Origin of the sequence: Asticcacaulis sp. W401b (genome assembly GCF_046503825.1) — a bacterium.
Lineage (GTDB): Bacteria > Pseudomonadota > Alphaproteobacteria > Caulobacterales > Caulobacteraceae > Asticcacaulis.
In genome coordinates this window covers 160251-172097 of record NZ_JBKFEE010000003.1, presented here as the reverse complement: position 1 = coordinate 172097, position 11847 = coordinate 160251, and the positions used below count along the sequence as shown (strand labels likewise).

The window sequence follows — 11847 nt, the reverse complement described above, 5'->3', positions numbered from 1 at the left end:
CCGATACACGCACCCAATGCAATGGTCAAAAGCACCCGCCGCATATCACCCCCCCTGAATGAGCGGATATTACCCGTTTCCAGCCACCCTGTCACCCACGTCGCGCGCCGCGATTCGTTCCGCACGAAACCATCTGTACGACCTCTGTGCCACGCCTTTGCGAAAATGTCGCACAATCCTGCAACAGTGCTGGACAAACGCCGCCCTTCGCGCAAAAGAGGGGCGAACCTCCACCGCCCATAAAGCCAGATATTTAAGAGGCGACATCCATGACCTTCGTCGAATCCGATACGCTGAAGCGCGTAAAGCCCTCCCCCACCCTCGCCGTGACCGCCAAGGCGCGCGAACTGGCCCGTCAGGGCAAGAAGGTCATCTCGCTGGGTGCGGGTGAGCCGGACTTCGACACGCCGGAAAATATCTGCGACGCCGCCATCAAGGCGATCAAGCGCGGCGAAACCCGCTATACCGACGTCGATGGCATCCCGGAGCTGAAGGCCGCCATCGTCGAGAAGTTCAAGCGCGAAAACGGCCTGGAGTACAAGACGACTCAGGTGTCGGTGTCGCCGGGCGGCAAGCCGGTCATCTATAACGCCCTGATGGCCTCGGTGAATGTCGGTGACGAAGTGATCATCCCGGCCCCCTACTGGGTGTCCTATCCGGACATGGTCCTTCTGGCCGGCGGGACGCCGGTGTTCGCCGTCGGGGAAATGTCCACCGGCTTCAAGCTGAAGCCGGAAACGCTGGAAGCCGCCATCACGCCCAAAACCAAGTGGCTGATCCTCAACTCGCCGTCCAACCCGTCGGGCGCCGCCTATACCGAGACCGAGCTGAAGGCGCTGGGTGAGGTGCTGAAGCGTCATCCGCAGGTGTGGATCCTGACCGACGACATGTATGAGCATCTGACCTTTGATGGCTTCAACTACACCACCATCGCGCAGGTCTGCCCGGAGCTTTATGAGCGCACCCTGACCATGAACGGCGTGTCGAAGGCCTATTCGATGACCGGCTGGCGCATCGGCTACGCGGCCGGGCCTGAGCCGCTGATCAAGGCCATGTCGAAGATCATCTCGCAATCGACCTCCAACCCCTGCTCGATCGCGCAGTGGGCCGCCGTCGAAGCGCTCAACGGGCCGCAGGACTTCATTCCGGAACGCGCCGCCGTGTTCCAGAAGCGCCGCGATCTGGTCGTCGCCGGGCTGAATGCCTGCGAAGGCATCCACTGCCCGACGCCGGAAGGCGCGTTTTACGTCTATCCGTCGATCGAAGGCCTGATCGGCAAGACCGCCCCGTCGGGCAAGGTCATCCAGACGGATGAAGACTTCGCTTCGGAGCTGCTGCAACAGGAAACCGTCGCCGTGGTGCACGGCGCGGCCTTCGGCCTGTCGCCCTTCTTCCGCATCTCCTACGCGACGTCGGAAGCGGTGCTGACCGAGGCCTGCGAGCGCATCCAGCGCTTCTGCGCCTCGCTGAAGTAAGGGTTCACTCCCAAGCCCCCTCTCCCTCGAGGGAGAGGGTTGGGGTAAGGGGGTAATCGAGAGACGTGTTCCAAACGGAGGCTTCCCCCCCCTCACCCGCCCCTGTGGGCCCCCCTCTCCCTCAAGGGAGAGGAGCGTGACTATGTGGCTTCTCTCCCCCCTCGCCTGTCTGAGCATTGTCGCCATCGCTGCCGGGCTGGCCGCACTTTTGGCGCAACTGGCCATTCGCGGCGGGCCGGTCGATATTCCGCGCGACCGCGGCGCGCATAAGGCCCCGACCCCGACCAGCGGCGGGCTGGCCGTCATGGCCGCCAGCGGGCTGGCCATCGCGTTTGGCGTTTTGGAACTTCACGCTCACGTGCCACAGACCGGCCTGTGGCTGTTCGGCTTTGCGGCTCTGGCCGGGCTTTCCGGGGCGATTGACGATGTGCTGGACCTGCCCGCCAAGGCGCGTCTGCTGTTTCAGATTATCCTGTGCGCAGGCTTTGCCAGCCACTATCCGGTGCATGAGCTGATCCTGGCCCCCGGCCTGACGCTGGCCGTGCCGTTTCCGCTGGGGGTGCTGGCCGCAACCGCGTGGCTGGTGCTGGGGCTTAACGCCATCAATTTCATGGACGGGTCGAACGGTCTGGCCATTGGGACGCAGGCCGTGTGCCTGCTGATCTATGCCGGGTTCGTGCTGGCCTTCGGGTCGCAGCCCGTGTCTATGCTGGGGGGTGTGCTACTGGTGTTTCTGGCCACCGGTGGGGCCTTTGCCGGGCTGTTGCCGTTCAACCTGCCGCTCAACCGCGTGTTTCAGGGCGATGCCGGGTCGCTGTTCGGCGGGGCTCTGGTCACCGGCGGGGCGCTGGTCCTCAGCACGCATCAGATCGCCTCGATCTGGCTGGGCGGCTTCCTGCTGGCCCCGCTGCTGGTCGATGTGCTGCTGACCCTCGTCTGGCGCGCGCAGCGTAAACGCAACCTGTTTGAGGCGCATAAGGACCACCTTTATCAGCAATGGCTGCTCCACCGCGACCCCGATCATGGGCGTCTGGCGCTGAAAATCTGGGGGCTGTGCGCCCTGTCATGCGCCATTGGCACAGGGGCGCGCCTGATCGGCATAACCACCGGCGTCGAACTGCGCTTTGCCGCCCTGTGCCTTGTGGTCGCCGCCCTGTGCTATGGCTGGTTCCGGATACGCAAAACGCTCACAGCGTGAGCCCAAAAAACAGATCGTCCTCGACCGTGCCGTCGGGCAGGTGGACGCGCCCCTTCAACCGCCCTTCCTGCACAAAGCCCAGACTTTCATAGAGGGCAATACCGCGCGCATTGCCTTCGCGGCACAAAAGCTCGATGCGACGGATGTGCGTTTGCTGACGGCTATGGGCGATCAGCGCCTCAAACAGGCGACGCCCGATCCCCTGCCCCTGCGCTGCGGGCGACACGGCCACGGTCAGGTCGCTGAGGACATGCGCAAACTGCTTCGGCATCGGCGCATAGGCGTGGATTTCCCCGACGCAGCGCCCGTCACTTTCGGCGATCAGACACACCCCGCGCGTCAGGGCCGCCGTCAGGTTGCCGGTAATATAGTCCGAAGTGATTTCCGCTTCGGTACGCGCCAGCCCGCCGCTGAGGCGCGCGACGTCACGATACAGCGTCAGAATGGCGTCGGCATCGGCGGCGGTGGCCGGTCGGATCTCAGTCGTCATCTTCGCCCAAAGGTTTCTGGCGGCCGGACTTGATGCCTGACCGGATGGATTTGGCCACCAGACGCCGGCGCACCGCCCCTTGCGTCGGCCTGGTCTTGATGCGCGGCGGTGGTGGCGGGGCGGCCGCACGTTGCAGCAGTTCGACAAAGCGTTCGCGCGCCGCCTTACGGTTCATATCCTGCGTGCGGTGGGTCTGCACGAACAGGACCAGCACGCCGTCCTGCGTCACGCGCCGCCCGCCCAGAACGATCAGGCGCTGCTTGACCTCATAGGGGATCGTCTGGTTTTCCCAGATCGAAAAGCGCAGTTCAACGGCGGTCGAGACCTTGTTGACATTCTGCCCGCCCGCACCGGATGCGCGCACAAAGCTCTCGCTCAGTTCGGCCTCATCGACGGAGATTTTGGGCGTAATGAAGATCATCCGGCCTTGTGCGGGATTTTTTCTGTGACTTCAACCTTGGACACCTCAGGCTTTGCGGCCTTAAGTCCCGCCCGCAGCCGCAGATCAAACGCGAACTCGAGAGCCAGCCCGTCAATCATTGGCGTGGTTGGCACACCCGCCGCATTAAGCTGATCACCGGTCCAGTGGTTGCACATCCGCAGTATCGAGAAGTGCTCAGGGCTTTTAAAAAAGGCATCCGGATTGGGCAAAACAGCTCTTACGGGCTGACCATCTTTGTGGACAAATGACGCTTCCATACGACGCGCCATAGCTTCAAAACCGGCCCGCGACAGGACAACCGGAATAACCTCGGCCTCAAAGGCCTGATCCGGACGGCGCGAGACACCAAAAACCCTTATCACAGAGGGATTGCCCGGTTTGAACAAGGCGCGTAAACCATCCACGGCCCGCGCAGCCGAAACCCCTTTTGCGGTGTAGAAGCCTGCATCGCCCCAGCCAAAAACCTGCCATGGCTGCCCACCGGCCGCCTCTCCTGCTTTGGCCAGCAACCCGCCTCTCGCGTTAACGGCCGCCGCAGGCAGGGCTAGGTCAGTGTGAAAACCGTTGCTGACAATATACACGGTGACCTCACCCTGCGCTGCGGGGAAAAGCGCCGGGTTGCCCGGTCGTGCAGTTACGACCGCAGCTACAAGCCAAAGGCCAAACGCAACAAACAAGGCCTTGGTCAGGACACGCCTTGACACCTTCATGCTCCCACCTCTTCCCGCCGGCACACCTGTAAGATCGGCCAATCACGAACACGTGATCAGGGCTATGGCAGCAAAAAACCCGCTACGGTATAGCGGGTTTTCGGTAGCTTATTTTAATCTTCCAGCGAGGCCGAGATCATCCACAGGTGCTTTTCGTGGCTGCCGAGGCGCACGGTCAGGAGGTCTACCGTGGGGTCGTCGCTGGCCTCTTCGGCGACTTTCAGCGCGTTTTTCAGTGTGGCGATCAGGGTCTTGTGCCCGTCGGCCAGCTCTTTCAGCATCTCATTGGCCGATTTGGTGGCGTCGCCTTCCTTGATCGAGGACAGGTTACCAAAGGCCGCGCCCGACATGGGGGCCAGTTCGCCCAGGGCGCGGATGCGCTCGGCGATTTCGTCCAGCGCCGTCCACATCTCGGTGTACTGGGCCATGAACATGGCATGCAGGCTGTTGAACTGCGGCCCGCGTACATTCCAGTGATAGCCATGCGTCTTCAGATAGAGATTATAGCTGTCGGCCAGCACCTTCGACAGTTCGAGGCAGACGGGGGTGTCAGGCGTTTCGGCGGCTTTCGGCATAATGGTTACCCTTATAAATAGACGTCTTCAGCGATATGCGCAGCTCCTTATAAAGTTTCAATGACCCATAACCGACAATTCCGGTTTTCACGGATTTTGTGAAAACACAGGGCTCAGGCGCCCCACACCGATACAATATGTGATGGTTTTTTTACGGGCTGGTCTTGCAATGACCGGCCAAAGGCGTATTTTAATGCCACTTATGCTGAAATTGAGCATAAGGGTCACCGGAGCGGTCCGGCGGCGCGAGGAGACGAATAAAATGCTGCACAGCAAAAACCCGATCGTGGACGAAGCCCTTGGCGCGCTGGCCTTTACGCCCGACATAGAGGCGGAAACCGCAGAGATTTACGCGCGCCTCAAGGGCAAGGTGTCGCCTATCGAATGGCAGATTCAGGCCCCGCTGATCGCGGCCATCAACCGCCTCAAGCGCGAGACAAACGCCGTCGTTCTGGCGCACAACTATATGACGCCCGACATCTTCCACGGCGTCGGCGACTATGTGGGCGATAGCTTAGGTCTGGCGCGCGAAGCCGCGAAGTCGGACGCGAAGATCATCGTGCAGGGCGGCGTGCACTTCATGGCCGAAACCTCGAAGATTCTGGCCCCGGAAAAGACCGTGCTGATCCCCGACCTGCGCGCCGGCTGTTCGCTGGCCTCCAGCCTGACGGGTGAACAGTTGCGCCTGATCAAGCAGCGCTACCCCGGCCTGCCGGTCGTCTCCTACGTCAACACCACCGCCGATGTGAAGGCGGAAACCGACATCTGCTGCACCTCGGCCAATGCGGTGCAGGTGGTCGAATGGGCGGCGAAGGAATGGGGCGTGGACCGCGTCATTCTGGTCCCCGATGAGTTCCTGGCCCGTAATGTGGCGCGTCAGACAAACATCGGCATCATCGCCTATAAGGGCGCGTGCGAAGTGCACGAACGCTTCAATGCTCAGGACATTGCCGATGTGCGCGCCGCCCACCCCGATGCGGTGGTGCTGGGCCACCCGGAATGCCCGCCGGACGTGATTGCGGCCTGTGACTTCACCGGCTCGACGACGGCCATGGCCGACTATGTGACGCAGAACAAGCCGAAACAGGTGGTGCTGATCACCGAATGTTCGATGGCCGATAATGTCACGGCCGATGCGGGCGACGGCGTTGAGTTCCTGCGCCCGTGCAATCTGTGCCCGCACATGAAGCGCATCACGCTGGAAGGCATCTATGCCTCGCTGCTGACGATGACGCACGAAGTGACGGTGGACGCCGCCATTATCGACAAGGCGCGCCTGTCGGTGCAGCGCATGATCGACATGCCACCCACCACGACCCCGGCCCGCTACGACATGATCAAGGCCCGCCACCATGTGGATGTCGAGTTGATCTCATGAGCACGTCGCAAATACTGCAATTAGATGTTCGCCCGAAGCAGATACGCATTACTTCGGGCGACAAGGTTGCGCTGGACCGTGCTCAAGGCGAAGTCACTTGGATAAACCTGCTACGGGACTATTCAGCAACGCTGAATGAACAAATTCAAATTAGTCGTTCCAGCAAGGCCATCACCTTGAAGCCTCGGTTCGGGACCAAGGGCATCCTTTGGCACGCGGTCTACATTTCGTTTCTGGATAACCTTGAAGTTTGGAAAGCGGACTTCACAACGGAACGAGTACGCAGTTGTGTTCAATCGGTGTCATCCCGGGTGCACACAAACCGAGAGCATCACAGCTATCGAGCTGCTGAACGCTAACCCTCTCCCTTCTCTCCTAAAGGGAGAAGGGGTAAGTGGAGACCGCAGTGCCTACTGTTCAACAGTTCCGTGAATATATTCAACGCATTCGGCTGAAGGCGGCTGATCAAAACGTTGAGACCTTTGAACTCGATGCGGAAGGCATACATACAAGCGTTGCCGGAAAATCTCATGCCTACACAGACATTGAGGCCTGTCGAACAGCCATGAAAATGGAAATGAAACCGGGTGACAAGGTACTTCACACCGGCAATGGCAAAAAGACAAACCTGACAGTCGCCTACAAAAGCTAAACCTTGGTTGCGCATATTCGGGAGGCCAGCATGGCCAACGACATTTACATCCACAACGGTCCGCTAATCATCGGCGCAGGGCTGGCCGGGCTATCGGTCGCGCTTAATGCCGCACCGCAGCCGACTCTGGTGCTGGCCCCGGTCGAGCTGGGTGCCGCCTGTTCGTCAGCCTGGGCGCAGGGTGGTATCGCCGCGGCCCTGTCCCCGCAGGATTCCCCCGAAGCCCACGCACAGGACACGCTGATCGCCGGAGCCGGCATCAATGACCCCGCCGCCACCCACGCCCTGACCGGTATGGGGCCGGACGTGGTACGCCGCCTCAACGCCATCGGCGCGCCCTTCGACCACCACGCTGACGGCTCGTTCGTGCTCAACCGCGAAGCCGCGCACGGCCTTGCCCGCGTGGCGCGCGTCGGTGGCGATCTGGCCGGCAAGAAGATTTTGGAGGCCGTGGTGGCCACCGCGAAGGCCGCGCCGCACATCGACATCTGGGAAGGCGCGGTCGCCACCGGCCTGATCCGATCCGACGCTCAGACGGTCATCGGGGCCGTGGTCGAACGCGGCGGTCGCCCGATTGAGGTCTTTGCCCCCGTCGTGGTGCTGGCGTCGGGCGGATCGGGCGGCTTGTTTGCCGTGACCACCAACCCGGCCAATCTGCGCGGCGAAGGCATGGCCATGGCTGCTCTGGCCGGGGCCGAAATCGCCGACCCGGAATTCGTGCAGTTCCACCCCACGGCAATCAACATCGGGGCCGACCCCGCCCCTCTGGCGACCGAAGCCCTGCGTGGCGAAGGCGCAACCCTGATCACGAAGTATGGTCACCGCTTTGCCTTTGACGATCACCCGGATGGCGAATTGGCCCCGCGTGACATTGTGGCGCGCGCCGTACACCGCGCCAATACGACCTTGGGCGGCGCGTATCTGGACTGCCGGGAAGCGATTGGCGAGCACTTCCCGCACGAATTTCCGACCGTCTTCTCCTCGTGCATGGCGGCGGGCATCGACCCGCGCACGACGCCCATCCCGGTCGCCCCGGCGGCGCACTATCACATGGGCGGCATCCGTACCGATATCGATGGCCAGACCAGCCTGACGAACCTGTTTGCCGTCGGTGAATGCGCCTCGACCGGCGTGCACGGGGCCAACCGTCTGGCGTCCAACAGCCTGCTGGAGGCCGCCGCCTTCGGGGAGCGCGTCGGCCGTAAGGCCGCTGAGGTCGCAGCGCGCGGCGGATTTGCGCCGGATACAGACGGGGCGCTGCGCCCCCTGCCCGCGCCGCGCCTGACGCCTGAGGCGCTGAAGACCCTGCGCACCGCCATGCAGGCGCACGCCGCCGTCATCCGCGATGAAACAGGCCTTAAAACCCTGCTGGAAACGATCACGGGGCTGGAGGCCGCGTTCAAAGGTGCGTTACCTCTGGTCGCGGCGCGCCTGATCGCGCAATGCGCCTTGCAAAGGCGGGAGAGTCGCGGTTCTCATTACCGTCAGGACTACCCCGCAACGGCGACTGAGGGTCAACGCACCTTCGTCCGCTTGACAGAGGGTGGCCTGATACAGAGGCAAACGCAAAAGGAAGTGGCTTAAGATGTATATCACCGGACTGCCTGACCTGCTTATCGAACCCGTGGTCCGCGACGCCCTGCGCGAGGATCTGGGGCTGGCCGGTGACGTCACCGCCGACGCCGTCATCCTGCCGCGCGCCCGCTTCAAGGCGGAGTTCAAGGCCCGCGAAGCCGGTATCCTGTCCGGCATCGACTGCGCGCGGCTGGCCATGAGCCTGATGGACCCGCATATCCGCTTTGAGGTCGTCAAGCCCGACGCCGCCGAAGTCGCTCCGGGGGATGTGATTGCGCGCGTCGAAGGCAATGCGCGCGCCATTCTGGCGGCCGAGCGCGTGGCGCTGAACCTGTTGTCGCACCTGTCAGGTGTGGCGACGCTGACGCACACCTATGTGCGACTGGTCGAAGACCTGCCGACGCGCATCGCCTGCACGCGCAAGACCCTGCCCCTGCTGCGCGGCCTCCAGAAGCACGCCGTCAAGTGCGGCGGCGGCCATAACCACCGCTATGGCCTGGACGACGCCATCCTGATCAAGGACAACCATATCGCCATCTGCGGCGGCGTCGAAAAGGCGCTGGAACTGGCCAAGGCCTCGGCCGGTCACACCATGAAGATCGAGGTCGAGGTCGATTCGCTGGCCCAACTCAAACAGGCCCTGCCGTTCCGGCCGGACGTGGTGATGCTCGACAACTTCAATCTGGAGGAACTGCGTGAGGCCGTGGCGCTGGTCAAGGGCGCGACGCTTCTCGAAGCCTCCGGCGGCGTCAATCTCGACACGGTACGCGCCATTGCCGAAACCGGCGTGGACGTGATCAGCGTGGGCGCCCTCACCCACTCGGCTCCGGTGTTCGATATCGGGCTGGACGCGGTTTAGAGCGAAATGACTTTAGGTGGAAACGTCATTTCGCTCTAAATTTTTGTTTTGTCGCGATGTTTTTGCGGAAAACCGCTCACACTTTTCCGCACATCGCTCTAGGAATTTTTGGGTCCCTCGCCGGGTGCGGGCTCCCCGCCACCTTGGCCGCCGCCTCAATGGCGGCTTGAGCGGAATGACTCATTCCGCTCTAATTTTTTCTGAGACATTCAGGCGCGCGGCAACCCACTGACTCAGCGGGCGATCGACGCACGCCTCGAACACGAAGGCCGCGACGATCGCCGCGGCCACGCACAGGCCCCAGACGATCCAGTGCACCGGCTCGGACAGGGCGAAGCGGTGCATCAGCATTCCGTCTATGCCGAGGGCGACCGCCCCCACGACCGTGTGGATCAGAAACAGGGCGTAAGAGGCCCGGCCCAGCCGCCTGGTCAGATGGCTTTCGTGGAAGCGCCCCCCCGCCGACAGGACCAGAACGGTGGCCAGCGCAGCGAGTATGACCACATCCGACAGGGTGTGGCGCAACAGGCTGCCCAGAACCATAACCGTACACAAGGTGATCGCCATGCCGATGACGTAGGCCCGCTGCGACACCGTTACCCCGGCGGTCAGGCGCTCCAGCAGCGCCCCGATAAAGAACAGCGGCAGGGCCCGGATCAGCCCATACTGAAACGGCAGATCGACGAAGGCATGGCCAATCAGGGCGGCCAGCCCCAGCCCCAACCCCAGCACGCCGACCACAGCCGCCGCCAATGCCGGGCGTTTCAGGCGGTAGAGAGGACCGGCGCTCAGGCTGAACAGGCTGTAGCACACGACCAGCGCCGACAGGGTCCAGGTCGGTACATTCCAACCCGGTATCTGACTGACCCCCAGCCCGTGCACCAGCATCAGTTGCGCGACAAAGCCGGACAGGGTGTATTTTTCGGCGTGGCCGGGGGGATGACCTTGCAGAGTCGCCAGAGTCACCACCGCCAGCAGCAGCAGCAGCGCCACGATGTGCGAGGGCCACAGGCGCAGGAGGCGGCGGCTGACGAAGCTGACCGGGCCAACCCGGTGTTCGGCCAAACGCGGACCATAGGCGCGCATCAGGATAAAGCCGGACAGCATCAGGAAGAAATCGGTGGCCAGCCAGCCCTGCCACAGGACGGGGATCAGATCGCCCAGCGGACGCGGGGCCGACTCACCGAAATGGAACAGCAGGATGAACCCCGCCGCCAGAAAGCGCAGGACATCGAGACTGGCGCCCCCGGCTCTGGGTTGGGGGGGAAGGGGGCTAACGCTTACGCTCATCCGGCGGGGCTCGTTCTTTTCCCACCAGATAACGCCGGCAGGTTAATATATTGGGTAAAGACAGCCTTAGCCAAATGAGTGCGCAAGCCAATGTCAGCCGCGTTACAAAGCACAACCCCGGCACGTATGTACCGGGGTTGCTGTCTTCTTCAGGTTTGAAACCCTGCGCTTATTTTCAGGCCTTACTTCTTCTCAGGCGTCGCCGGTGCGGGCGGCGTGCGCTTGATGCCCGCCTTTTCGCCGGGCTTCATGAACTTGACCAGCACGCGCTGACCGATCAGCAGCGGCGCATTGTCTGCCGTGACGACCACTTCGACCACGCGCTCATCGGAGGCTTCATTGCCGCTGTCGGATAGGAGCTTGCGCGAACCGAAGGTGGCGGCCATGCGCTTCACCGTACCGACATAGACCTTGGTCTGATCGGTTTCGGGAATGATTTCCACCTCCTGCCCCGGCTTGACGTCCGGGATGGAGCTTTCGACGATTTCCGAGCGCACGATACGTTCGGCCGCCGCCGGGACCAGCTGGAACATGGTCGAAACGTTCAGGGTCGAGGTGCCCGAACCGGGGTTGGCAAAGCGACGGATGATGCGGCCATCCATCGGAGCGCGCACATAGGTCTGCTCCAGATCGAAATTGGCCTGCGCAAGCGCGGCCTGCGCCGTCTGCACCGACGCCTGCTGCGCCGCCAGACGCGCCTCGGCCTCACGGATCAGGTCGGCCTGCGCGTCCAGCTTCTGACCCGCGACGAAATTGGTCGCCGCCAGCTTCTGATAGCGGGCGTATTCGCGCTTGGCCGTGTCGAGATTGACCTCGGTCAGGCGCATGGAGGCCTGAGCCTCAACCACATTGGCGCGGGCGCGCTGCACGGCCAGTTGCGCCGTATCGGCTTCCTGACGGGCCAGCACCTGCCCCTTCTTCACGTCATCGCCTTCCTGCACCAGCACTTCGTGCACGACGCCGGCGCGGCGGGCGGCGACTTCGATGACGCCGCCTTCGACGTCGGCCTTGCCATTGGCGATGGCCGCATAGGGCGAAACGATGGGCTTGGCCGCAGCGGCTTCGCCCTTCTTGGCGTCCTTGCCGCCCGGTGCCGGGGGGTTACAGGCGGTCAGGCTGAGGACCAGCGGCGCGGCCAAGAGGAGCAAGAGCGCCTTTGACGGGCGTTTACGGGCGGGGTTAGGAGTGTGAGAGGTGCGCATG

The 11847-nt window shown here is 62.8% G+C and carries 13 protein-coding genes; 7 read left to right on the top strand and 6 right to left on the bottom strand.

Annotation, left to right across the window (positions count from 1 at the left end; translation table 11 throughout):
- The first annotated feature begins 269 nt into the window (after positions 1-269).
- Positions 270-1475, top strand: coding sequence for a pyridoxal phosphate-dependent aminotransferase (locus ACK8OE_RS08345; protein WP_410272173.1), 1206 nt, complete (start codon positions 270-272; stop codon positions 1473-1475).
- Positions 1476-1617: 142 nt separating this feature from the next.
- Entirely contained in the window at positions 1618-2673 is a 1056-nt protein-coding gene (locus ACK8OE_RS08340) for a glycosyltransferase family 4 protein (RefSeq protein ID WP_410272172.1), read from the top strand.
- Here ACK8OE_RS08340 and ACK8OE_RS08335 read toward each other — a convergent pair.
- The 4 genes from ACK8OE_RS08335 to ACK8OE_RS08320 all read right to left on the bottom strand — a co-directional run bounded on the left by ACK8OE_RS08335 (position 2663) and on the right by ACK8OE_RS08320 (position 4890).
- Positions 2663-3163, bottom strand: coding sequence for an N-acetyltransferase family protein (locus ACK8OE_RS08335; protein WP_410272171.1), 501 nt, complete (start codon positions 3161-3163; stop codon positions 2663-2665). The two genes, ACK8OE_RS08340 and ACK8OE_RS08335, sit on opposite strands and share 11 nt — an antisense overlap.
- Positions 3153-3584 carry an alternative ribosome rescue aminoacyl-tRNA hydrolase ArfB gene (gene arfB, locus ACK8OE_RS08330; RefSeq protein ID WP_410272170.1) on the bottom strand — a complete coding sequence of 144 codons (432 nt, stop codon included), beginning with the start codon at positions 3582-3584 and terminating at the stop codon, positions 3153-3155. Before arfB ends, ACK8OE_RS08335 begins: the two co-directional genes overlap by 11 nt.
- Positions 3581-4315 carry a DUF2459 domain-containing protein gene (locus ACK8OE_RS08325; protein ID WP_410272169.1) on the bottom strand — a complete coding sequence of 245 codons (735 nt, stop codon included), beginning with the start codon at positions 4313-4315 and terminating at the stop codon, positions 3581-3583. Before ACK8OE_RS08325 ends, arfB begins: the two co-directional genes overlap by 4 nt.
- Before the next feature lie 113 nt (positions 4316-4428).
- Positions 4429-4890, bottom strand: coding sequence for a Dps family protein (locus tag ACK8OE_RS08320; protein WP_126419573.1), 462 nt, complete (start codon positions 4888-4890; stop codon positions 4429-4431).
- Positions 4891-5152: 262 nt separating this feature from the next.
- Between ACK8OE_RS08320 and nadA the strand changes: the two genes are divergently transcribed.
- From nadA to nadC, 5 genes are read left to right on the top strand one after another with little or no spacing between them, the layout of a single operon-like run.
- A complete protein-coding gene (gene nadA, locus ACK8OE_RS08315; protein ID WP_410272168.1) occupies positions 5153-6268 on the top strand; it encodes a quinolinate synthase NadA in 1116 nt (371 codons plus the stop codon).
- A complete protein-coding gene (locus ACK8OE_RS08310) occupies positions 6265-6627 on the top strand; it encodes a hypothetical protein (protein ID WP_410272167.1) in 363 nt (120 codons plus the stop codon). The genes nadA and ACK8OE_RS08310 overlap by 4 nt, the downstream gene beginning before the upstream one ends.
- A 35-nt stretch (positions 6628-6662) precedes the next feature.
- Positions 6663-6920, top strand: a complete 258-nt coding sequence (locus ACK8OE_RS08305) for a hypothetical protein (RefSeq protein ID WP_410272166.1) — start codon at positions 6663-6665, stop codon at positions 6918-6920.
- Between the two features lie 30 nt (positions 6921-6950).
- Positions 6951-8504 carry an L-aspartate oxidase gene (locus ACK8OE_RS08300; protein WP_410272165.1) on the top strand — a complete coding sequence of 518 codons (1554 nt, stop codon included), beginning with the start codon at positions 6951-6953 and terminating at the stop codon, positions 8502-8504.
- Between the two features lies 1 nt (position 8505).
- Positions 8506-9354 carry a carboxylating nicotinate-nucleotide diphosphorylase gene (nadC, locus tag ACK8OE_RS08295; RefSeq protein ID WP_410272164.1) on the top strand — a complete coding sequence of 283 codons (849 nt, stop codon included), beginning with the start codon at positions 8506-8508 and terminating at the stop codon, positions 9352-9354.
- A 180-nt stretch (positions 9355-9534) separates the two neighbouring features.
- Here the strand turns inward: nadC and ACK8OE_RS08290 are convergent, their stop codons facing one another.
- Together ACK8OE_RS08290 and ACK8OE_RS08285 are read right to left on the bottom strand one after the other, a co-directional pair.
- Positions 9535-10644: an acyltransferase family protein gene (locus ACK8OE_RS08290; RefSeq protein WP_410272163.1), complete on the bottom strand. Its 1110-nt coding sequence runs from the start codon at positions 10642-10644 to the stop codon at positions 9535-9537.
- Positions 10645-10826: 182 nt separating this feature from the next.
- Positions 10827-11846 (bottom strand): efflux RND transporter periplasmic adaptor subunit, encoded by a 1020-nt coding sequence (locus ACK8OE_RS08285; protein ID WP_290799660.1) that lies wholly within the window; start codon positions 11844-11846, stop codon positions 10827-10829.
- Position 11847 lies beyond the last annotated feature (1 nt).